At 67.9% G+C, this 21584-nt stretch carries 18 protein-coding genes and 1 pseudogene; 6 read left to right on the forward strand and 13 right to left on the reverse strand.

What is annotated here, in order from left to right; all coding sequences use genetic code 11:
* Positions 1–267: 267 nt before the first annotated feature.
* The 8 genes from ABD154_RS12460 to ABD154_RS12495 all read right to left on the reverse strand — a co-directional run bounded on the left by ABD154_RS12460 (position 268) and on the right by ABD154_RS12495 (position 7709).
* The gene (locus tag ABD154_RS12460; protein WP_344251392.1) at positions 268–1554 is read right to left on the reverse strand and encodes an MFS transporter; all 1287 of its coding nucleotides are present in this window, start codon (positions 1552–1554) and stop codon (positions 268–270) included.
* Entirely contained in the window at positions 1551–2399 is an 849-nt protein-coding gene (locus ABD154_RS12465) for a nitroreductase family protein (RefSeq protein ID WP_211978029.1), read from the reverse strand. Before ABD154_RS12465 ends, ABD154_RS12460 begins: the two co-directional genes overlap by 4 nt.
* Positions 2400–2930 carry a peptide-methionine (S)-S-oxide reductase MsrA gene (msrA, locus tag ABD154_RS12470; RefSeq protein ID WP_211978030.1) on the reverse strand — a complete coding sequence of 177 codons (531 nt, stop codon included), beginning with the start codon at positions 2928–2930 and terminating at the stop codon, positions 2400–2402.
* Positions 2931–3044: 114 nt separating this feature from the next.
* A complete protein-coding gene (locus ABD154_RS12475) occupies positions 3045–4208 on the reverse strand; it encodes an SDR family oxidoreductase (protein ID WP_211978031.1) in 1164 nt (387 codons plus the stop codon).
* A gap of 80 nt (positions 4209–4288) precedes the next feature.
* The gene (locus tag ABD154_RS12480; RefSeq protein WP_211978032.1) at positions 4289–4954 is read right to left on the reverse strand and encodes a peptide deformylase; all 666 of its coding nucleotides are present in this window, start codon (positions 4952–4954) and stop codon (positions 4289–4291) included.
* Between the two features lie 24 nt (positions 4955–4978).
* A complete protein-coding gene (locus ABD154_RS12485; protein WP_211978033.1) occupies positions 4979–5782 on the reverse strand; it encodes an HpcH/HpaI aldolase/citrate lyase family protein in 804 nt (267 codons plus the stop codon).
* 11 nt (positions 5783–5793) lie between these two features.
* Positions 5794–6411 carry a MaoC family dehydratase gene (locus tag ABD154_RS12490; protein ID WP_211978034.1) on the reverse strand — a complete coding sequence of 206 codons (618 nt, stop codon included), beginning with the start codon at positions 6409–6411 and terminating at the stop codon, positions 5794–5796.
* A gap of 86 nt (positions 6412–6497) precedes the next feature.
* Positions 6498–7709 carry an MFS transporter gene (locus tag ABD154_RS12495; protein WP_344251394.1) on the reverse strand — a complete coding sequence of 404 codons (1212 nt, stop codon included), beginning with the start codon at positions 7707–7709 and terminating at the stop codon, positions 6498–6500.
* Between the two features lie 182 nt (positions 7710–7891).
* Here ABD154_RS12495 and ABD154_RS12500 point away from each other — a divergent pair, with 182 nt between their 5' ends.
* From ABD154_RS12500 to ABD154_RS12515, 4 genes are all read left to right on the forward strand, one after another.
* Complete coding sequence (locus ABD154_RS12500) at positions 7892–8500, forward strand: TetR/AcrR family transcriptional regulator (RefSeq protein ID WP_344251396.1); 609 nt, start codon at positions 7892–7894, stop codon at positions 8498–8500.
* A gap of 204 nt (positions 8501–8704) precedes the next feature.
* On the forward strand, positions 8705–9526 hold the full coding sequence (locus ABD154_RS12505) for an HAD-IIA family hydrolase (RefSeq protein ID WP_198500699.1): 822 nt from the start codon (positions 8705–8707) through the stop codon (positions 9524–9526).
* A 160-nt stretch (positions 9527–9686) separates the two neighbouring features.
* Positions 9687–10460, forward strand: a complete 774-nt coding sequence (locus ABD154_RS12510; RefSeq protein ID WP_198500698.1) for a DUF899 domain-containing protein — start codon at positions 9687–9689, stop codon at positions 10458–10460.
* A gap of 93 nt (positions 10461–10553) precedes the next feature.
* The gene (locus tag ABD154_RS12515; protein WP_198500697.1) at positions 10554–11888 is read left to right on the forward strand and encodes a DUF2254 family protein; all 1335 of its coding nucleotides are present in this window, start codon (positions 10554–10556) and stop codon (positions 11886–11888) included.
* 108 nt (positions 11889–11996) lie between these two features.
* Here ABD154_RS12515 and cls read toward each other — a convergent pair whose 3' ends face one another.
* The 4 genes from cls to ABD154_RS12535 all read right to left on the reverse strand — a co-directional run bounded on the left by cls (position 11997) and on the right by ABD154_RS12535 (position 18637).
* On the reverse strand, positions 11997–13484 hold the full coding sequence (cls, locus tag ABD154_RS12520) for a cardiolipin synthase (RefSeq protein ID WP_344251397.1): 1488 nt from the start codon (positions 13482–13484) through the stop codon (positions 11997–11999).
* Between the two features lie 241 nt (positions 13485–13725).
* The gene (locus tag ABD154_RS12525) at positions 13726–14898 is read right to left on the reverse strand and encodes an acyl-CoA dehydrogenase family protein (protein WP_198500695.1); all 1173 of its coding nucleotides are present in this window, start codon (positions 14896–14898) and stop codon (positions 13726–13728) included.
* A 59-nt stretch (positions 14899–14957) separates the two neighbouring features.
* Positions 14958–17015 carry an acetyl-CoA carboxylase biotin carboxylase subunit gene (locus ABD154_RS12530; RefSeq protein WP_198500694.1) on the reverse strand — a complete coding sequence of 686 codons (2058 nt, stop codon included), beginning with the start codon at positions 17013–17015 and terminating at the stop codon, positions 14958–14960.
* An 8-nt stretch (positions 17016–17023) separates the two neighbouring features.
* Positions 17024–18637: a carboxyl transferase domain-containing protein gene (locus ABD154_RS12535; protein WP_198500693.1), complete on the reverse strand. Its 1614-nt coding sequence runs from the start codon at positions 18635–18637 to the stop codon at positions 17024–17026.
* Between the two features lie 113 nt (positions 18638–18750).
* Here ABD154_RS12535 and ABD154_RS12540 point away from each other — a divergent pair, with 113 nt between their 5' ends.
* Positions 18751–19347: a TetR/AcrR family transcriptional regulator gene (locus ABD154_RS12540; protein WP_198500692.1), complete on the forward strand. Its 597-nt coding sequence runs from the start codon at positions 18751–18753 to the stop codon at positions 19345–19347.
* 189 nt (positions 19348–19536) lie between these two features.
* Here ABD154_RS12540 and ABD154_RS12545 read toward each other — a convergent pair whose 3' ends face one another.
* Positions 19537–21000 carry a P-loop ATPase, Sll1717 family gene (locus ABD154_RS12545; protein ID WP_198500691.1) on the reverse strand — a complete coding sequence of 488 codons (1464 nt, stop codon included), beginning with the start codon at positions 20998–21000 and terminating at the stop codon, positions 19537–19539.
* 251 nt (positions 21001–21251) lie between these two features.
* Here ABD154_RS12545 and ABD154_RS12550 point away from each other — a divergent pair.
* Positions 21252–21545: pseudogene (locus ABD154_RS12550) on the forward strand (TetR/AcrR family transcriptional regulator); the annotation flags it as partial.
* Positions 21546–21584: the final 39 nt, after the last annotated feature.

Consider the following 21584-nt stretch of genomic DNA (forward strand, 5'->3'; position numbering starts at 1 on the left):
AGGGCGTCGATGATGACTGGGCCGCTGGCGACGGTGTCGGTTGAGCGCGTAACTGTCGGTTGAGGGCGTCGATGGCGCGACGACGCTGAGTCCCCACCGACGCCGTCGACCTGCCCCTGCCGCACCAACGCCGTGAACCTGCACCGACGCTCTGAATTCCCACCGACGCACTGAACCTGCAAATACGCCGTCAGCGCAGAGCGTATTTGTCGGTTGAGGGCGTCAGTGGCGCGGCGGCGACGGCGCCGGCGCAGACCGCGAACGCGTCTACTCCGCGGCCGCCGTTCGCGGGCGGGTTTCGCGGCCGGTGAGCCAGACGGCTGCGGCGATGAGGCCGAGGGCGCCGGTGAGGAGGAACGCGGCGGAGTAGCTCGCGTGGTCGATGACGACGCCGGCGATGACGGGGCCGAGGATCGCCCCGCCGTCGAGGGCCATCTGGTACTTCGCGAGCACCCGGCCGCCCTTGCGGTCACGGCCGATGACGTCGGCGACCGCGGCCTGCTGGGCGGGATTGGCGAGCCCCGAGCCGATGCCGGCGATGATCGAGAGGACGAAGAAGAGCCAGATCGTCTCCGTGAACGCCAGGGCCGCGGTCGAGACCCCGAGGACGGTGAGACCCCAGAGGATGAACGGCTTGCGGCCGTACGTGTCGGCGAAGCGGCCGACGACGGCGACGGCCGAGGCGTTGCCGATCGCGAACATCGTCAGCGCCAGTCCCGCCACGGCGGTGTCGGCGCGCAGGATCTGGATCGCGAAGAGCGGGTAGATGGCCACGCGGATGCCCATCGCCGACCAGCCCTGGACGAACGCGGAGACGAGCGCCGCGCGGTAGGCCGAGTCCCGCCACGCCTGCCGGAACGTCATGACCTCCTGGATGGGCTCGTCCTGCGCGGCCTCGCGCCGTGCCCGCCCGGACTTCGTCGCCGACCCCGCCGAGGCGGTCGAGGCGAGGAACATCCGCACGACGGCGGCGGCGATGACGAGTCCGATCGCGTAGATGAGGAAGGGCAGGCGCATCCCCCACCCGGCCATGAGTCCGCCGAGGACGGGTCCGGCGATGCCGCCGACGAGGAACGCGGTGGCGTACGTGCTCGAGGCCTTCGCCCTGGCGTCGACGGGGGCGAGACGGATGATGAGCGCCATCGCGGAGACGGTGAACATCGTCGAGCCGATGCCGCCGAGGCCGCGGAAGATCAGCAGCTGCCAGTAGTTCTGGGCGAACGCGACCGCCGCCGTGGAGGCGGCGACGACGAGGAGCCCGGTGATGTAGATCCGCCGCTCCCCGAAGGCGTCGACGAGGCGACCGGAGGTCGGGGAGAAGACGAACCGGAAGAACGCGAAGGAGGAGACGACGATCGTCGCCGCCGTCACCCCGAAGTCGAAGCTCGCCGCGAACTGCGGGAGGACGGGGGCGATGATGCCGTAGCCGAGCGCGACGATGAACGCGGCCGCGACGAGGACGTAGATCTCCTTCGGCAGGCGACGGTCGGCGGCGGGAGCGGTGCCGTCGAGGTCGGCGGCCGCCTCGTCGCGCTGCCCCTCCTCGCCTCTCACAGGGTGTCGAGGAACTGGTCGGGATCGGGCAGGGGGCGCGTGCTCGTCATCAGACGGGCCCGATAGCGCTCGGGCACGGCCCCGATGTAGAACCAGCCCATGAGTAGCTCGCTGTCGTTCAGCCGATGGAGGCGGCGGACGGCGGGTGCGTTCGTCAGGGTGCCGCTGCGCCACATCACACCCCAGCCGGCCTGCCACAGGGCGAGTTCGAGCAGGTGTCCGGCACCGGCCGCGGTCGCGTGCTGCTCCCATTCGGGGACCTTGGGGTGCGGTGTCGGCGAGGCGACGAGCGCGAGGAGGAGCTCGGCGCGCAGGAGCTTCGTGTTGACCTCACCGGGCGCGCGGGTGACGCCTGCGGCCTCGTCGAGGGCGGCGCCGAGGCGGAGGCGGTCGTCCCCGCGGATGATGACGAACCGCCACGGTTTGAGTGCCTTGTGGTCGGCGACGGAGGAGATGATGCGGATGATCTCCCGCAGATCGGAGTCGCTCGGGGTCTCCGGGTCGACCTTCGAGATCGAGCGCCGTGTCGCGAGGGCGTGGAGGACCGGGTCGGTGAGCGCGTCGATCGAGCTCGGCTGCGAATAGTCCGGTCCCGTGCGCGACTCCTCCCCCGCCTCGGCGAGGGTGGGCCCCACCGCGGTCGGGAACGGATCCCCGGACTCGGTGGGCGCGGTCTCATCCGACGGTCCGGCGGCGGTTCTCACGGCTTGGGCGGCGAGCCTCTTCGCCCACGGACCGGTCTCCCCGTCGAGGAAATGGGTGCGCGCGAGCTCACGCTCGGCGATCGAGCGCTTCGGCTTCTTCGCCGCCTTCTTCCCACAGCCGGACTTCTTCTTGCTCCCCACTCAGCTCACCCAGTTCGCGTAGGCCTTCCGCGCCTTCGACAGCTTCGGGTCGATGATCACCCGGCAGTAGCCGTTGTCGGGGTTGTTCGTGTAGAAGTCCTGGTGGACGGTCTCGGCCGGGTAGTAGGTGCCGAGCGGTTCGAGGGTCGTGACGATCGGATCGTCGAAGTACTCCTGGGCTTCGGCGATCGCCTGCTCGAACTCGGCCTTCTCCTCGTCGTCGCGGTAGAACATCGCCGACCGGTACTGGGTGCCGACGTCGTAGCCCTGGCGGTTGAGGCTCGTCGGGTCGTGGCCGGTGAAGAAGAGGCCGAGGATGATGCTCTCGGGCACGATCTCCGGGTCGAAGGTGACCTGGAGGGCCTCCGCGTGGCCGGTCGTTCCGCCGGCGACTTCCCGGTAGTGCGGGTCGGGGGTGTCGCCGCCGGTGTATCCGGAGACCACCGAGGTGACGCCCTTGGTGCGCTGGTAGACGGCATCGAGGCACCAGAAGCATCCGGCGCCGAGCGTGAGAGTGCGAAGTTCGCTCATAGTTGGTACAACGGCTTTCGGTTCAGCGTATTCCCGGGCCGGCGTTAGAGCCGCCCGGGATCGTTCAGCAGTGTAGTCGACGGCGTGGTGCTCGACGGCTCGGTGCTTGTCCGCTCAGCTGCGGTCGGTGCGGAACGTCAGATCGGCCGGTCGCGGCCAGTCGGCGAGCGTGAGCGGCGGTGGTTCCGGGGCGTCGTCGACAACCACCGCAGCGCCGTCGATGTCCTCCTCATCGAGGGGCCCCTGGTGGGCGTCCACGCCGTCGGGGTGGAGGGTTCCCGGTGCCGAGGCGTCGAGGCGCTCGGCGGTCTCCGCCGCCAGGACGAGGTCCTCGCCGTCCTCGGCGGTGAAGAGTGCGATGCCGCTGAGCAGTCCGCGGTGGACATCGAGCTTGAGCTCGAGTGCCGTGGGTTCATCGTCGCCGGTCGCGTCGGTCAGCGCCTCCCCGGCCTCGACGACGCCGACGACGGGGTAGATCTGGTTGGCGGGCACCGCAGCGGGCGCGTCCGAGTCGAGGTAGACGTCGATGCTCGTGATGTCCTCCTCGGCGAGCAGGGCCGCCAGGTCCTCGTCGCTGAGCTCGATCGGATCGCTGCCGGGAAACTGCTTCGTCGAGTACGGCACCCACACGAAGAACCGCGCGTGCTCGAGTTGGGCGCGAATCACCTCGGCGACGTCCTGGGACTGCGGGTGCGGCTGGTCGAGAATCGCCTCGACGGAGGCTCGGATGTGGGAGGGCAGTTCGATCTCGACGGGGGCGAAGTCGGGGTGCCCGTCGATCGCCTCGGCCGCGACGAACTCCTCGGCCTTGTCGAGGGCGAAGGCGGTGACGGCCATGACCGTCGAGTTCACCGCGGCGTTGAGCCCCCGGCCGACGCCGGCCGGCAGCTTCGCATCCCAGCGGTCCTTGATGTCCTGGATCGGCGTCCACAGGGCCCAGCTCGCGACTCCGGCGGCGACCGCGGCGGCAGCGTTGAGCACGGCTTGCGACTTCCACGTGTCGGCCTCGACCGTCCACGCCTCGGTGTCCTCACCGTCGACATCGAGCTGCCCGAATGCCGTGTCGTCATCGGCGAACGCGGCGTCCTGGTCGGCGAAGGCCTTCGTGCCTCCGAGCCAGGTCAGGGCGGCGGTGGCCACGGCGTAGGCGGCGCGGACCACGGGTTCCTGACCGGCGGTGAAGTCGCGGCGGCGGACGATGCTCTGCGCTCCGGAGCCGAGCGTGGAGACGGCGCGGACGAGGAGGCGATGGCGTTGTGGGATATCGGGGAGGCGCATGTCCACATCGAATCACGCGCACCTGAAGCGCGGGTGTGAACTCGCTGGCCGGACGGCGACGCTCGCCGGACGGCGAAGGCTCAGAGCACGAGCGAGCTCGGCAGGGTGAATCCGAGTTCCGCGGCGGCCGTCTGCGTCGAGGGCTGGTTCCACAGCCGCGCGACCGCCTCGTTCGTCGCCAGCGACCGCATCTCGGCCTTGTCGAGGAAGAGGATCCCGCCGAGGTGGTCGGTCTCGTGGGCGACGATGCGCGCTGACCAGCCGGTGACCTCCTCGGCGATGGGGGTGCCGTCGAGCTCCTCACCGCGCAGGGCGATCGTCCGCGGGCGGGCGACGACGGCCTGGTAGCCGGGGATCGAGAGGCAGCCTTCGTAGAAGGCGACCTGCTCTGATGTCGATGGCTCGTAGGAGGCGTTGACGATGGTGCGGAACGGCAGCGGCTCCCGCTCGCGCACCGCGGCGGCTTCGGGACTGACGGCGGCGGGGTCCTCGGCGACGAAGAGGGACAGTCCGACACCGACCTGGGGGCCGGCAAGGCCGACGCCCGGGGCGGCGTGCATGGTCGCTCGCATCACCTCGGCGAGGCGGGACAGCGTCGCATCGTCGACCTGTCCGGAGAACGGCAGCACCGGGGTCCGCAGGATCGGGTCGCCGGCATCGACGATGGGGGCGATGCCGCCGCCCGCCTCGGCGGCCGCGAGAACGGCATGGATCTGGTCGGCGACGAGACGGTCGGTCAGCTGCACTGGGTTCTCCTGGAGGCGTGAGGGTCAGCGGGCGCGGGCGACGATGAGCTCGGCGTGCTTGAGCAGCGGGGCGTCGATCATCTTGCCCTCGTGCGCGAACGCGCCCTTCTCCGTCTTCGCACGCTCGAGGACGGCGTTGGCCCAGGTGAGCTGGTCGTCGCTGGGGCGGAAGGCCTCACGGACGACGGGCACGTGGTTGGGGTGGATGGAGACCTTGCCGCTGAAGCCGGATTCGACGGCGTCGTGGGCTTCGGCGGCGAGACCGTCGTGGTCGGGGATGTCGGCCCAGATCGAATCGAGCGCGTACTTCCCATGGGCGCGGGCAGCGAGCAGGGTCGAGCTGCGCACGTGGGCGACGACATCGCGCCACGTCCCGTCGGCCCGGCGGGAGGAGCCGCCGCCGAGGTCGGCGATGAGGTCCTCGGAGCCCCACATCAGGCCGTAGGTGTTGTCGGCGGCGGCGATCTCGGCGACGTGCAGGGCGCCGAGCGCGGTTTCGATGAGGGCGATGACCTCGTACCCGGTCAGGATCGTCAGGTCATCGGCCGACTCCGTCTTCGGCAGCATGACGGCCGTGTAGTCGGTCTTCGCGAGCATCCGCAGGTCGTCGGCGAGGTGCGCGGAGTCGCGGGCGTTGACGCGCACGACGGTGCGGGTGGGATCGAGCGGAAAGTCGATGATCGCTTCGCGCGCCGCGTCCTTGTCGGCGTCGTTGACGGCGTCCTCGAGGTCGAGGATGACGATGTCGGAGCGTTCGGCGGCCTTCTGGAACCGGTCGGGCCGGTCGCCGGGGACGAAGAGCCAGGCGGGGGCGAATTCGAGTGCCATGGTCGGTCTCCTCACTTCTCCGTCTGCGAGGCCGCGGCCTGCGGGGATTCGGTCTGCGGGGATTCGGCCTGCGAAGCCGCGGCCTGCGGGGATTCGGAGGAGGCCGCGGTCTGCGGTGTCGTCGCGGACCCCGCGGTCGCCTCGGCGGGCTTGGCATGGGACGAGTCAAACATCATCGTCTGGCGCACGGCCTTCGCGACGAGCTGGCCGTTCTGGTTGTAGCCGCGGTGTTCGAGGGTGACGATGCCCTGTCCGGGGCGGGACTTCGAGGCGCGCTTGTCGAGGATCGTCGTCTCTGCGTAGAGGGTGTCGCCGTGGAAGAGCGGGGCGGGGAAGCTGACCTCGGAGAAGCCGAGGTTGCCGACGATCGTGCCCTGGGTGAGCTGGGAGACGGACAGGCCGATGAGCGTGGCGAGGGTGAACATCGAGTTGACGAGGCGCTGCCCGAAGGGCTCGGTCTCGGCGAAGGCGGCATCGAGGTGGAGGGCCTGCGTGTTCATCGTCACCGCGGTGAACCACGTGTTGTCGGCCTCGGTGATCGTCCGGCCCGGCGCGTGCTTGTAGACGGTGCCGACTTCCATCTCGTCGAGCCACAGTCCGCGCTGTTCGATGACCTTGCTCTCGCTCATTCTCGCTCCTTCGTCGTGATGTTTCGAGCTTACCCGTCAGCTGGATCACAGTCTGCGGCAGGTGCGGTTGCCCCGGGCCCGCACGATCACCGCCGAGGCGGTCCGAGGAATGCTCCGACCACGGCGGTGCCGGCGGCGACGGCGAATGCGGGACCGGCGCCGAGGCCGGTGATGAGGGCCCCGAGGAGCGGTGCGCCGAGGGCCTGTCCGACGGCGATGAGGAGGAAGGCGAGCCCGACGCCGGCCGCGGGCGCCCGGTCGTAGACCTCGGTTCCCCAGACGAGGAGGAGGCCGGTCAGGGCGATGTAGACGGCCCCGAAGACCGCAGCGGCCGCCCAGGCACCGGCGATGCTGCCCGGCACGGCGGCGAAGAGCAGAGTCGATGCGGCGAGGACGAGCATCGCGACGAACCAGCCGCGGCGCAGTCCCACCGTCGCGGCGAGGTCCCCGGAGACGGCTCCGAGCATGCCGAAGGCGCCGAGGAGGATCCAGGCGATCGCCGAGGCGGCCTCCCCCATGCCGCCGACGCCGACGAGAAGGTCGCGGCCGAACGTCCACACCGCCGTACTCGCGAATCCCATGAGCGCCGAGGCGGTCATCAGCGGCGTGCTTCCGCGCGGGAGGAGGGGGCGGGGCAGGAGAGCGGGTTCGGCGATCCCGGGCCGGCGCGGTGCCGCGGCCCTGGCACCGCCCAGTGAGGCGGTCGTCCGACGCGGTGAGGGGACGGCGCGCAGGACCCACAGGGTGACAAGGGCGGAGAGGACGGCGAAGGCGATCCACGCCCAGCGCCACTGGCCGAGGGTGAGCAGGGCGATCGGTCCGGCGACGGCGACGCCGAGTCCCGTGCCGGCGTTGATGACCGTCTGGGTCCGACCGCGGACGGACGAGCGCACGGACTGCGCGACGGCTTGGGCGAGCGGGGGTGAGGCGACACCGGTGCTCGATCCGGCGATGAGGACACCGATCGCGAGCATCGTCGTGGTGGGAGCTGCGGCGATGAGCGCGGTGCCGATCGTCGCGATGATCCCGGCGCAGACGGCGATGGGACGGGCACCGCAACGCGGGGTGAGGACCGTTGCGGCGACGATCGCCAGGCAGTAGGCGATGTACGACCCCGAGGCGATCGCCCCGGCCGTCTGTGCGTCGAGTCCGAAGTCCTCACGGAAGGCCGGGAGGAACAGACCGAAGGCGAAACGCGCGAGGCCGTAGCAGGCGGCGATGAGGCTGAGGCCGGCGGCTGCGAGGGCCAGAGTTCCGCGGCGGCCGAGGAGTGCTGCGCCGGTGTCGGTCGAGGTCATTGCGGAGATCTCCGAGGGCTCGTCGTCGAGTGCCTGGCGACCAGTGCCGCCGGGTAACTTCACAGGTCTGTGAACTAGTGTGATCACAAGTACACTGATCTGTAAAGTGGGAGTGCAGCCGCACGGCGCCACGACCGGCCGGACGGAATCCCGCACGGCTTCCCTGAGACAGGAGGACACCGATGGCGACCACGACGACGGAGGACCCCCTCACTCCCCCGCAGCTCACCGCCGGGGCGCAGCGCATCCTCGAGACGGCCGCGGGTCTCTTCTACTCCCGTGGCATCCATGCCGTCGGCGTCGACACGATCGCTGACGAGTCGGGGAGGACGAAGCGGACGCTCTATGACCGGTTCGGCTCGAAGGACGCCCTCGTCGTCACGTACCTGCAGGTCAGGCACCACACCTGGTGGTCTCGCCTGGAGCGGCGACTCGCAGCGCTCGACGTCGACGATCTCGACGGGAGGTCGGCAGCCCGCGACCGCGTGCTCGCCATCGTCGACTCCTACTCACTCGACGCCGGGGCGGAGGCCGAACGCGGGTGCGCGTTCGTCAACGCCGCGGCCGAACTGCCCACCGACCATCCCGGCCGCGCTGTCATCCGGGCGCACAAGGCGCGCGTCGTCGATCTCCTCGCCGGTATCCTCGACACCGGCGGACACCCCGCACCCGAAGCCCTCGCCGAGCATGTGTTCCTCATCCTCGAAGGCGCGATCGTCCACCGCGGCCTCGACGGCGACGACCACCGCCTGCAGAGCGCCCGGGCCCTCATCGGCGATCTCCTCGCCTGAATCACCAGGCCTCCCGCCTGCCCCTGAGCTGCGGGAGGATGACACCTTCCGCAATCGCACGCTGCAGTCCCTCGCCGCGGTCGACCACCTCGGCGAATGAGGCGAAGTCCACCCGGGCCAGCCCGCCCTTTCCCCGCGGAATCCGACTAGGCTGAAGGCAACGGGCCCACCGAGTGGCAACCGCACCCGAGACCGAGGAGAGCGATGGACCGCGATTCGATCGACTGCTGGCTGACCGACATGGACGGCGTCCTGGTCAGGGAGAACAACGCCCTGCCCGGTGCCTCGGAGCTGCTCGCGCAGTGGCGGCGCAAGGACATCCCGTTCCTCGTCCTGACGAACAACTCGATCTACACCGCCCGTGACCTCTCCGCGAGGCTGCGCTCGAACGGTCTCGAGGTTCCCGAGGACAACATCTGGACCTCGGCGATGGCGACCGCGGACTTCCTCTCCCACCAGGTCGACCACGGCTCGGCCTATGTCGTCGGTGAGGCGGGTCTGACCACCGCGATCCACGAAGCCGGGTTCATCATGACGGAGAACGACCCCGACTTCGTCGTCGTCGGCGAGACCCACAACTACTCGTTCGAGGCGATCACGAAGGCGATCCGGCTCATCGACTCCGGCTCGCGCTTCATCGTCACCAACCCCGATGCGACCGGACCGAGCCCCGAGGGGGTCCTGCCGGCCACCGGTGCGATCGCCGCGCTCATCACGAAGGCGACGAACCGCGAACCCTACGTCGTCGGCAAACCCAACCCGATGATGTTCCGGTCGGCCCTCAACAAGATCGGCGCGCACTCGAAGTCCACCGCGATGATCGGCGACCGCATGGACACCGACATCATCGCCGGCATGGAGGCGGGCATGCACACCGTCCTCGTCCTCTCAGGGATTTCTACCGCCGAGGATGTCCGCCGCTATCCGTTCCGCCCCGACGAGATCCTCGACGGCGTCTACGACCTCCTCGACGTCCCGCTCGATCAGCAGACCGACCTCGGCGCCGACGTCACCGGCTCCGCGTGAGCTGACGCCCGGCACCCGCATCACGGGTCAGAGCCTCGCCGAGGTGGATCGCGCCCGATTCTCGACGCAGATTCGAGCTCGATCCACCTCGGGGGCCGGCATCACTCGGCGCGACCGGCCCAAGCAGCCCTAGACTCACTTTCATCATAAAAGTTATGTGATGGAGGTCACCATGCGCTATCCCGAGATCGTCGACGAGGACACCTGGGTCACCGCACGCCGGCGCCTGCTCGACGAGGAGAAGGACCTGACGAAGCGGATCGACGCCGTCAATGCCGCGCGCCGCCGCTTGCCGATGGTGAAAGTCGAGAAGGACTACCGTCTCACCGGCCCCGACGGGGAGGTCACGCTCCGCGCGCTGTTCGGCGATTCGCCGCAGCTCATCGTCCAGCACTTCATGTTCGATCCCAGCTGGGACCAGGGCTGTACGAGCTGCACGGCGATGGCCGACAGCTCCGCCCACCCCGCCGTCCTCGACCAACTGGCCAAACGGGGCACTGCCTTCGCCGCGGTCTCCCGCGCACCGCTGGAGAAGATCGAAGCCTACCGGACGGCGCGGGGCTGGTCGTTCCCGTGGTTCTCCTCGGCGGACAGCGACTTCAACCTCGACTTCCACGTCACCCTCAACCCCGAGGCGGCACCGCCGAACTACAACTTCCGCTCCGCCGACGAGCTCATCGCGGCCGGTCAGGAATGGCTGACGACCTATCGGGGCGAGCAGCCGGGGATCAGCGTCTTCCTCCGAGACGGCGACGACATCTTCCACACCTATTCGGTCTACGCCCGCGGGCTCGAGGTGATGATGCCGGCCTACGGCATGCTCGATCTCACCGCCCTCGGCCGGCAGGAGAGCTGGGAGGAGCCTGCCGGACGCGCACCCGTCCTCTTCCGCCACGATGCCGGAGTGCTCAGTCCGGAGACCGTCGCTCAGTGAGCGGCACCCGCGGACCTCCCCGCCGGCCCGCGGCCGGGATAGACTCTCCACCACCCGGCCCAGCGGCCGACGACGGAGACGCAAGGAGGCCCGATGCCGCGGCAGCACACCGAGATCCGGGAGACCGCCTCCGACCGGCGGGAATGGCGCAGGATCCGTCGGCACCTGCGGCCGGCGACGATGTGGGGCGTCCCGCTCAGGCTCCTCATCGCCGCCGCGGTCCTCGGCGTGCTCACCCCGCTCGTCGACCGTCAGCTCGCGACCGTCTTCAACTCCTATCCGGACCTCGACTCGGGCAGCGTCGGCTCCCTGCTCGGCATCATCTCAGGCGCCATGGTCACCCTCGCCGGCCTCGCCTTCGCCGCCCTGACAACGGCGATGAGCCTCGGCATCACGGCGATGTCCGTGCGCCTGGCTCCCCTGCTCCAAGCCGATCGCGTCGTCCAGTGGGCGCTCGGCTCGTTCATCGCGACTTTCGTCTATGCGCTGCTCATCGCCCTGAGCATCGCGCTCGGCGAGGACAGCTACAAGCCATGGGCGGGCACGATCAGTGCCGTGACCGCCACCCTCGCGTGCGCGGTGATGTTCCTCGCCTTCGTCGTCCGCGTCTGCCAGCTCCTCACCTCCGGTGCCCTGCTGCGCAAACTCGCCCGGGACGGCTGGAGAGCCACCCGCTATCTGCCGAAGAAATTCCCCGCCGAGGCGGCTGCGGTGTCCCAGCGCTCCGTGCCCGACGGTCATCCGGTGCACCGGCAGCGCCCCGGCCGGGGCGGCGATGCGCTGCTGGCGGTCAACACCCCGCGCCTGCTCGACTTCGAAGACGCGTGGCACTGCACGATCGAACTCGTCCCCACCGTCGGCTCCCCCGTGCCGGTGCGCACCCTCCTCTTCCGCACGAGCGTCGAACTGAGCAGCAAGCAGGCCGCCGAGCTGGAGAAGGCCGTCGCATTCGGCGACATCGAATCCGCCGCGAACGGACCGTTCGGAGCGATCCGCACCATCGTCGACATCGCACTCAAAGCGCTGTCACCGGCGGTCAACGACCCGTCCCGGGCGGTGCAGGCCCTCGACCAGATCGAGGCCATCCTCATCGGCCTCTCACCCCTGGTCGCACAGCAGGAGCGCACGCTCGCGGCCAGCCCAGACGCCTCGGTGCTGCGGGATTGGACCCGCAGCTGGACCGAGTACATCGAAGCGGCGACCGACGAGATCCGCCAGTTCGGGACGTCGTCGATCCAGATCCAGCGGCGTCTGCGGGCGCTCTTCGCCACCCTGTCCTCCGTCGTCCCGGAATCCCAGCGGCCTCCGCTCGAGGCCCGCGTGGCTGTGCTCGACCGCGGCACGGACCGCTGGTGGCACGACCCGCTCGACCGCAGGCTCGCCACGGTCAGGGATCCCGAGGGCATCGGCGGAGCCGAACACGACTGAATCGGCCCGCACGCCGAGCCCCGCACGCCGAGCCCGTACGTCGAGCCCGTACGTCGAGCCCAGCACAGCGAGCCTGGCACGCCGAAGCCGCCACGCAGTGCCGAGTCCTTACGCGAGCGCCGACATCAGCCGCATCGCCGACTCCATGTACCGGCGCGTCCACGGTCGCTTCATCCATTCGTCGAGGGTGAGCTCGTGGCTCTTCTCCCGGTAGTCGTCGATGACTGCGGAGATGTCGGGCACGAGGTTGCCGCCGGTCGTGAGCAGGCTGATCTCGTAGTTGAGTCCGAAGGAGCGCATGTTCATGTTCGAGGACCCCATGACCCCGTACTCGCCGTCGACGACGAAGCACTTCGTGTGGAGGACCGCGGGCTTCGGGTAGAGGTAGATGCGCACCCCCGCCTCGAGGAGGGCCTGGTAGTACGAGGCCTGGGCGCGGCCGACGACGTACTGGTCGGCTTCCTCGCTGACGTAGAGCTCGACGTCGACGCCGCGGTAGGACGCGGTGTTGATCGCGGCGAGCAGGGATTCGTCGGGGATGAAGTAGGGGCTGACGATCGAGAGCTTCTTCTGAGCGAGGTAGAAGAGCGAGTTGAAGACCTTGAGGTTCGGCTCCGTCGTGAACCCGGGCCCCGATGGGATGAGCTGCATTCCGCAGACGTCTCCCCCGACGTCCGGCTCCGGCGCAGTGCCCTCGTAGTCGCGGATGCCCAGCTCCTCACCGCATTCGGAGTACCAGTCGGTGGCGAAGACCGCTTCGATCGAGGCGACGATCTCGCCGCTGACCTCGACCATGATGTCGTGCCAATGCCGCCCGACCTTGATGTTGGCCTTCATGTCGTAGGTCGAGTCGATCATGTTCTGCGAGCCCATCATCGCCCGCTTCCCGTCGACGACGAGGAGTTTGCGGTGATTGCGCAGATCGATCCGCCGCAGCTTGCCCCGCCACGGGATGAACGGGAGCATGAGGTGCCATTCGATCCCGGCCGCGGTCAGCCGCTTGCCGAGCGAATGGAATCCCGGGTACTTCCGCGACCCGATGTGATCGTAGAGGACCCGGACGTGGACGCCGCGGGCCGCTGCACGCTTGAGGGCTTCGAAGAACACGTCGGTCGTCTGGTCCCACGCCATGATGTAGATCTGCACATGAACGTACTTCTGCGCCCCGTCGACGAGCTCGGCCATCCGCTCGATCGTCGAATCGTAGTCCATCGTGATGCCGTGGTTGGTGCCGGTGACCATCGGCAGCGCGGTGAGGTTGCGACCGAGTTCGGCGATGAGGTCGAAGTCGCGCGGGGCCTTCAGCGACGGCGGCACATCGGGCAGGTCGTCGGCGCCCTTGTGCATGAGCTCGTTCGCCATCGCCTGGATCCGGGCGCGCCGCCGGTTGATGTAGGGGCTGCCGATGAGGAGGAAGAGCGGGATGCCGACGATGGGCAGGAAGAGGATGAGCAGCAGCCACGCCGAGGACGATGACGGCCGCCGGTTCTCCGGCACGACGCCGATCGCGATGATCTTCACGATGTACTCGATGACGATCCACGTCACCGACGCCACGGTCGCCCAATTGATGGTCGCCCAATCGATGGTGTTCACCCGCAGCCTCCGTTCGTGGGGTTGAGGTCAACCCTAACCGCCGAGGCGGCCCCCGGAGCCCGCACGCCCGCACAGGATCGCACGGGGCAGCGGTGGGAACCGCCTCGGCGGGGCGATGTTGAGCGGCGTGCCCGGGCCGACGTCACCACCGGGTCACGGAATCAGCGTCCCCCGGCGGCACCTCAATCCCAGCACCGCGACATCGGCACCGGCGGCGCCGCAGAACCTGCGCCCGACGAGGTCAGAGCCCGAGTTCGCGGGCGATGAGCATGAGCTGGACTTCCGTCGTGCCCTCGCCGACCTCGAGGATCTTCGAGTCGCGGTAGTGGCGGGCGACGAGGTATTCGTTCATGAAGCCGTAGCCGCCGTGGATCTGCGTGGCGTCGCGGGCGTTGTCCATGGCCGCGTCACCGGCGATCATCTTCGCGATCGCCGCTTCCTTCTTGAACGGCAGACCCGCGAGCATGCGGGAGGCGGCGAGGTAGTACGCGGCGCGGGCGGCGACGACGCGGGCCTCCATGCGGGCGATCTTGAACTGGATGCCCTGGAAGTCGGCGATCGGGTGGCCGAACGCCTGACGCTCCTTCGCGTACTTGACGGACTCGTCGACGCAGCCCTGGGCGGCGCCGACGGAGAGCGCGCCGACGGCGATGCGGCCCTCGTCGAGGATGCGGAGGAAGTTCGCGTAGCCGCGGCCGCGTTCGCCGAGCAGGTTCTCCTCGGGGACCTCGACGTTGTCGAACGTCAGCGGGTGCGTGTCCGAGGAGTTCCAGCCGACCTTGTCGTACGGGGGTTCGGCGGTGAAGCCGGGGGTGCCTGCGGGGATGATGATCGTCGAGATCTCCGGCACCTCACGGCCCGACTTCGAGGTCTTCGTCCCGGTCACAGCCGTGGCGGTGACGAGACGGGTGATGTCGGTGCCGGAGTTCGTGATGAAGGACTTCGACCCGTTGATCGTCCACGTGCCGTTCTCGAGCGTCGCCTTCGTCCGGGTGCCCCCGGCGTCGGAACCGGCTTCGGGTTCGGTGAGTCCGAAGGCGGCGAGCCCGGAGGCGTCGGTGAGCTTCGGCAGCCATTCCCGCTTCTGCTCCTCGGTGCCGAACCGGTAGATCGGCATCGCGCCGAGCGACACCCCGGCCTCGAGGGTGATGGCCAGGGACTGGTTGACGCGGGCGATCTCCTCGATCGCCAGGCACAGCGCGAAGTAGTCTCCGCCCATGCCGCCGTACTCCTCGTCGAAGGGCAGGCCGAAGAGGCCCATCTGCCCCATCTTCGCCACGAGGTCGTAGGGGAACTCGTGCTTCGCGTCGAGTTCGGCGCTGACGGGGGCGACCTCCTCGTCGGCGAACTTCGCAACGCCTTGACGCAGATCCTCGTATTCTTCGGGCAGCATGCCCGGGACGAAAGTGCTCATCGTGTCCTCTCCGCCGGTGGGCGTGGTTTCGCTGGTGTGTGCGGTCTGTGGTGCGGTGGTCATGCGGCGCCGCCCTTCCCGACGACCGCGACCGCCGTCTCCGTCTCAGTCGCGGAATCCGCGGCGGCCGTGTCGAGGTCGGCGGCGCTGTCGTCGACGACGGTGGCGAGCACCTCGTCGAGGGCCACCTGGGCGCCGGGCACCGCGGTGACGGTGACGGTGCCGGTGGCCGGGGCGGTGAGCACGTGCTCCATCTTCATCGCCTCGACGACGACGATCGCGTCGCCCGCCTCGACATGGGCGCCGGATTCGACCTTGACGTCGACGACCGAGCCGGGCATCGGGGCGAGCACCTCTGCCCCGCCGGCCCCGGGTGTGAGCGAGGTGTCGGCCTGCGGGCGGGTGAAGACGTGGATGCCGCGGTCGCCGGTCACCCAGATCGACCGGTCAGCGGCGTCGGAGAAGACCCGGCCGGTGTGCTGGGTGCCGTCGATGAGGACGTGCCAGGTGCCGTCGTCGCCGACGCTGACGTCGTCGACGGCGCTCGTGACGTCGACCGTCTCCCCGTCGACGGTGAGGGCGACCGTGGGGCGGAAGTCCGGACGCGAAGTGCGGAAGGGCAGCGCCCGCGCCCACGCCGAGGCGGTCCCCCGACCCAGCGCGTCCGCGGTGAGCTCCCCGGTCACCTCGGTGCCGGCCCGGCCCTGCGTGCGGAGGACGGCGGCGGTCGCGATCTGCCGGTCGATCTCCCCGGCTGTGTGGGCGAGCTGATCCTCGCCGAGGCGGTCGATGAGCGAGGTGTCGAGGTCACCGGCGACGACCTCGGGGAGGGTGGCCAGGGTGCGGAGGAAGTCGATGTTCGTCACGATACCCGGCACCGCCGAGGCCGCGAGCGCGGCGTCGAGGCGGGCGAGGGCGGTGGCTCGGTCAGGGCCCGAGACGATGAGCTTGGCGATCATCGGATCGTAGTCGGAGGCGACCCGCTGACCGGCGTCGAGTCCGGAGTCGACGCGGATGCCCTCCCCGGCGGGGAAGACGACGTCGAGCGCGCGGCCGCCGGTGGGGAGGAATCCGCGGGCGGGATCCTCGGCGTAGATGCGGGCCTCGATCGCGTGCCCGGTCAGGGTGATGTCGTCCTGGCTCAGCGGCAGCTCCTCCCCCGCGCCGACGCGCAGCTGGAGTTCGACGAGGTCGACCCCGGTGACCTCCTCGGTGACGGGGTGCTCGACCTGGAGGCGGGTGTTCATCTCCATGAAGAAGAACTCGTCGGGCCGGTCGGCGCCGACGATGAATTCGACGGTGCCGGCGCCGCGGTAGCCCACGGACCGTGCCGTCTCGATCGCCGCCTGGCCGATCCGCTCCCGGGTCGCCGCGTCGAGGAGGGCCGAGGGAGCTTCCTCGATGACCTTCTGGTGGCGGCGCTGCAGGGAGCATTCGCGTTCGCCCAGGTGGATGACGTTCCCGTGCGCATCGGCCATGACCTGGACCTCGATGTGGCGCGGGGTGGCGACGAGGCGTTCGAGGAAGAGGGTGTCGTCGCCGAAGGAGTTCGCGGCCTCGCGACGTGCGGTCTCGAGAGCGGCGGGCAGAGCTGCGGGCTCGAAGACCGCGTGCATGCCCTTGCCGCCGCCACCGGCCGAGGGCTTGATGAGGACGGGGTAGCCGATGTCCTCGGCGGCGGCGATGAGCGCCTCATTGCTCAGCCCGGCGTCCTTCGTGCCGGGCACGAGCGGCACGCCGCGGGCGGAGACGGCCTGCTTCGCGGTGATCTTGTCGCCCATCGTCCGGATCGCCTCGGGTCCGGGACCGAGGAAGACGATGCCGGCGGCCTCACACGCGGCAGAGAAGTCGGCGTTCTCGGAGAGGAAGCCGTAGCCGGGATGGATGGCCTGGGCCCCGGTCGCCTGGGCGGCCGCGATGACCTTGTCGATGTCGAGGTAGGACTCCGAGGCGGCGGCGGGACCGAGCCGCACGGCGGTGTCGGCGGCCCTGACGTGGGCGGCGTGCGCGTCGGCGTCGGAGTAGACGGCGACGGTCCGGATGCCGAGGCGCTTCGCGGTGCGGATGACGCGCAGGGCGATCTCGCCGCGGTTGGCGATGAGGATGGTGTCGAACATTGGTCAGCTCACATTCTGAAGACGCCGTAGCCGGCGGCGTCGAGCGGTCGGCTCAGGGGCGAGAAGCGGGCGAGGTCGAGGGCGAGCGCGAGGATCTCGCGGGTGTCCTGAGGTTCGATGATGCCGTCGTCCCACAGCCTGGCCGTCGAGTAGTACGGGTTGCCCTGGGCTTCGTACTGGTCGCGGATGGGCTGCTTGAACTCGTCTTCGGCCTCGGCCGACCACGTCTCGCCGCGGGACTCGATCTGGTCGCGTTTGACGGTGGAGAGGACACTGGCGGCCTGTTCGCCGCCCATCACGGAGATGCGGGCGTTGGGCCACATCCACAGGAAGCGCGGGGAGTAGGCGCGCCCGCACATCGAGTAGTTGCCGGCGCCGAAGGATCCGCCGATGACGACGGTGAATTTCGGGACGCGGGCGGTGGCGACGGCGTTGACCATCTTCGCCCCGTGCTTGGCGATGCCGCCGGCCTCGTAGTCGCGGCCGACCATGAAGCCGGAGATGTTCTGGAGGAAGACGAGCGGGATCGTCCGCTGGTCGCAGAGTTCGATGAAGTGGGCGCCCTTCTGGGCGGATTCGCCGAAGAGGATGCCGTTGTTGGCGATGATGCCGACGGGGTGGCCGTCGATGTGGGCGAAGCCGGTGACGAGGCTCGTGCCGTACTCGGCCTTGAACTCGTGGAACTGCGAGCCGTCAACGAGGCGGGCGATGACCTCGTGGACGTCATAGGGGACCTTCGAGTCGACGGGGACGATCGAGGTGAGCTCCTCCGGTGAGTGGAGCGGTTCCTGCGGTTCGATGACGTCCCAGTTCGGCGCCGGCTTCGGTCCGAGGGTGGAGACGATGTCGCGCATGATCTCGAGTGCGTGCGCGTCGTTGGCCGCGAGGTGGTCGGTGACGCCGGAGACCCGGGAGTGCAGGGCACCGCCGCCGAGGTCCTCGGCGCTGACCTCTTCGCCGGTCGCGGCTTTGACCAGCGGCGGGCCGCCGAGGAAGATCGTGCCCTGTTCGGAGACGATGATCGATTCGTCGGCCATCGCCGGGACGTAGGCGCCGCCGGCGGTCGAGGAGCCGAGGACGGCGGCGAGCTGCGGGATGCCCGCGGCGGACAGGGTCGCCTGGTTGTAGAAGATCCGACCGAAGTGCTCGCGGTCGGGGAAGACGTCGTCCTGGTTGGGCAGGTTCGCACCGCCGGAGTCGACGAGGTAGATGCAGGGCAGCCGGTTGTCCTTCGCGATCTCCTGGGCCCGCAGGTGCTTCTTCACCGTCACCGGGTAGTAGGTCCCGCCCTTGACGGTGGCGTCGTTGGCGACGATGACGCATTCGCGCCCGGCGACCCGGCCGATGCCGGTGATGATCCCGGCGCCCGGGCTCGCGTCGTCGTACATCCCGTTCGCCGCGAGCGGGGAGAGTTCGAGGAAGGGGGTGCCGGGGTCGAGGAGGGCCTCGACGCGATCGCGGGGCAGGAGCTTGCCGCGGTCGATGTGCCTCTGCCTGGACTTCTCGGGTCCGCCGAGCGCGGTGGCGCTGATGCGGTCCCGGAGTTCGGCGATGAGCGCGGCGTGCGCGTCGGCGTTGGCCTGCCCGGCCGCCGGGTTGGCCGCAGTTCCCACTGCTCTCATTCCCTGGTCCCCTCACTGCAGTTTCAGTTAATGGTGATTAACTGACTGCTATGATACTGCTCACGGTCGAGTGTGACAACGCGCACGACCACCGAGCACGAATGTGAGTGGGAATGAAGCAGACGGAAGCGACGTCGCCGCGCGCGGCGGCGAAGGCGGCCAGGCGCGAGCAGCTGCTCGCGGTGGCGAAGACGCTCTTCGCCCGGCACGGCTTCCACGGGGTCCGCCTCGAGGACCTGGCCAAGGGCGTGGGCATCTCCGCACCCGCGGTCTACCGGCACTTCGAGTCGAAGGAGGCCGTCCTCGAGGAGCTCCTCGTCGGGATCTCCCAGTACCTGCAGACCGGCGGGGATGCGATCGCCTCCCGGAACGCCGAGGCGGTGCCGACGCTGCGGGCGCTCGTCGACTTCCACATCGACTTCGCGATGTCCGAGCCCGATCTCATCCGCATCCAGGACCGCGATTTCGCCGCCCTGCCCGACGGGTCGCGGCGCACGGTGCGGCGCCTGCAGCGGCAGTACGTGAGCGAATGGGCGGCCGTCGCGGCGCAGGCCCACCCGGACTGGTCGCTCGAGGCCGCGACCGTGCGCGTCCACGCGGCGTTCGGGATGATGAATTCGACGCCGTACCTCGCCCGCAGCTCCAGCGCCGAGGTGGTCCGCCGCGAGCTGCGGGCGGCAGCGACCGCGGCGCTGGGGCTATCAAAGTAAGAGTATCTATCGAGTTCTCGTCGGACGCCACGGTGCCCTATAGGCAACAAAACCAGGACGAGGTCAAATGTACGTGCACGGAAACTGCAAGAAAGATTCACGTCAGAAGCATCCGTTGCTTGAACTGAGTTCTCTCTAAACGAGCCCACATTTCGCCACCCAACCTCAATCACAGAGATACCAGCACGTTCAGGTCCACGGTCGATTCCAGGCTCGTGTCAATGCATCATGAAGCATATATTGATGATGACGGCTAAACCCGGCACCGCTGACATTGCGATAAGCAAAGTCAGTATACTTTCCATTGCGCATACCTATTCCCCCAACATCGAACAGCTGTTTCAGCAGTTGACGGATTTCATGTGTTTCAATTTCACCTTCTAGCTCTCGCTGGAGGTACTCGAAAGAAAACATGCGCCTAGGGCTTGTTCGCAACACATCCTCAAAACTTCTTAGGCGAGGCGTCTTATTCGGCGGCAAAACTCCCGCAAGGTTGTCGAATATTTCACCCACGAAATACTCAATGCAGTAGCGTTTTAACGCACTCTCAGCAATCGCCTGCGGGATTGCCGAACGTCCACCGTATTCAAGTTTCATGTAATTCAATGCCGCGATAATGTCACGCGGCAATAGACGGGTATGATCCAGGATCGCGGTTGGAATGTCGGGATATATCCACGCCCTGTGATTGGCAAAGTACTGTTTTACCAGATTAATCTGAGGATGGCGCACGGATGTTTTTCCTTGAACCAAGTTCCAAAGATCATTCTGAGGCCCAATGCCGCCAGCATTCCAGTCTAGGTGGACCGCTTTTTGCTTCATCTTGTTCAGATCGGGCCCCGAAAGCACATCAAAAATATCTGAGCGAACTGCGGTAACAAACAAATACGGCAGCCGACTAGCTTTCGACCACTTGTTCAGAGAATTGATCGCCTGGATCAAACCGGTAAGAGAATTCCACTCGTCATGATCTTCAAAGAAGAACGAATCCAATCCATCCAGTGCAATCAAATGCCGACTTTCACTTGGATTCTCGATCAAGGTTTCCTTAATGAACGCCGAGGCCTCCAATGGGCCCTGAGATGTAAATTCGTTGTTTTTTTCGGACCTGCCAAATTCACTGCTAAGAAATTTGAGATCCATCTTGATCGGACCCATTTTCCACTTTGTTACCGCCCCGATCCAATCATTTGTAATGTATCCTTGCTTACGCAGTCCAGAAATTAGTTGCTCAAGTTGCCGATGGGCGGAAGTCGCACCTACATCATTCGATAGCGAGGACAACAGCCTCAACAAAAGCAAAAATTCCCATCCAGATTGAGTCCTCGAAGCGCCCAGCGATTGTCCGCTTCCGAAGCCTGTGACATCGTTAACCGGGAAGCCGGCGAGATCCCAGAGCATAAAGAACCGGTTCGGGTCGCCTTGCCATTTGAGCCTAATATGCTCTAGAACTGCCGTTTTTCCTGATCCCTTCGGGCCAAGCAATAACCAAAGATTGCGAGTTTCGATGCCGTATGCCGCTTCACGATAATCGAAGTAACCGTTTAACAGTAGTTCGGGCTCGTCGATTGCTTCTTGAGTAGCATCTATGTCTCCGAAGTTGAGATCACTGAACTTCGGGGAGAGTTCGCGCGGGGATGTCTTCTTCGCCATTTCGTTAGTCTAGACCGTCGGCGCGCCAGGGCGTGAACGAAAGTCTGAGTCAAGTTCTAGGCGACTACTGATGGCGAAAATTTCGGCCGACAGCAGTTCAAACTCCTCTGCCGTTTGAGAAGCTGGCTCTCCAGGCACGAGCGCGGCCAATGTCTACAAGCGTATCGGTATCTCCAGTATTGCCTATGCCGAAGCTACGGTGACTTGGTTAGGGAGCCCTGCGAGGCGCGCCATGAGGCGTACGTACATTTTTCGGCTTCGCGATGTCCGAGCCCGATCTCATCCGCATCCAGGACCGCGATTTCGCCGCCCTGCCCGACGGGTCGCGGCGCACGGTGCGGCGTCTGCAGCGGCAGTACGTGAGCGAATGGGCGGCCGTCGCGGCGCAGGCCCACCCGGACTGGTCGCTCGAGGCCGCAACCGTGCGCGTCCACGCGGCGTTCGGGATGATGAATTCGACGCCGTACCTCGCCCGCAGCTCCAGCGCCGAGGTGGTCCGCCGCGAGCTGCGGGCGGCAGCGACCGCGGCGCTGGGGATCGGCTGAGCCCCGGCCGCGGACGGATCCGCCGGCCGGGATGCGGGC

It is taken from the genome of Brevibacterium sanguinis (genome assembly GCF_039528855.1).
GTDB lineage: Bacteria > Actinomycetota > Actinomycetes > Actinomycetales > Brevibacteriaceae > Brevibacterium > Brevibacterium sanguinis.

Excerpts from the sequence above, each read along its gene's own strand:
- msrA (WP_211978030.1), bottom strand. The coding sequence starts at position 2,930 with ATGAGCGAACTTCGCACTCTCACGCTCGGCGCCGGATGCTTCTGGTGC.
- ABD154_RS12475 (WP_211978031.1), bottom strand. The coding sequence starts at position 4,208 with ATGCGCCTCCCCGATATCCCACAACGCCATCGCCTCCTCGTCCGCGCC.
- ABD154_RS12485 (WP_211978033.1), bottom strand. The coding sequence starts at position 5,782 with ATGGCACTCGAATTCGCCCCCGCCTGGCTCTTCGTCCCCGGCGACCGG.
- ABD154_RS12490 (WP_211978034.1), bottom strand. The coding sequence starts at position 6,411 with ATGAGCGAGAGCAAGGTCATCGAACAGCGCGGACTGTGGCTCGACGAG.
- ABD154_RS12495 (WP_344251394.1), bottom strand. The coding sequence starts at position 7,709 with ATGACCTCGACCGACACCGGCGCAGCACTCCTCGGCCGCCGCGGAACT.
- ABD154_RS12500 (WP_344251396.1), top strand. The coding sequence starts at position 7,892 with ATGGCGACCACGACGACGGAGGACCCCCTCACTCCCCCGCAGCTCACC.
- ABD154_RS12505 (WP_198500699.1), top strand. The coding sequence starts at position 8,705 with ATGGACCGCGATTCGATCGACTGCTGGCTGACCGACATGGACGGCGTC.
- ABD154_RS12510 (WP_198500698.1), top strand. The coding sequence starts at position 9,687 with ATGGAGGTCACCATGCGCTATCCCGAGATCGTCGACGAGGACACCTGG.
- ABD154_RS12515 (WP_198500697.1), top strand. The coding sequence starts at position 10,554 with ATGCCGCGGCAGCACACCGAGATCCGGGAGACCGCCTCCGACCGGCGG.
- ABD154_RS12525 (WP_198500695.1), bottom strand. The coding sequence starts at position 14,898 with ATGAGCACTTTCGTCCCGGGCATGCTGCCCGAAGAATACGAGGATCTG.
- ABD154_RS12530 (WP_198500694.1), bottom strand. The coding sequence starts at position 17,015 with ATGTTCGACACCATCCTCATCGCCAACCGCGGCGAGATCGCCCTGCGC.
- ABD154_RS12535 (WP_198500693.1), bottom strand. The coding sequence starts at position 18,637 with ATGAGAGCAGTGGGAACTGCGGCCAACCCGGCGGCCGGGCAGGCCAAC.
- ABD154_RS12540 (WP_198500692.1), top strand. The coding sequence starts at position 18,751 with ATGAAGCAGACGGAAGCGACGTCGCCGCGCGCGGCGGCGAAGGCGGCC.
- ABD154_RS12545 (WP_198500691.1), bottom strand. The coding sequence starts at position 21,000 with ATGGCGAAGAAGACATCCCCGCGCGAACTCTCCCCGAAGTTCAGTGAT.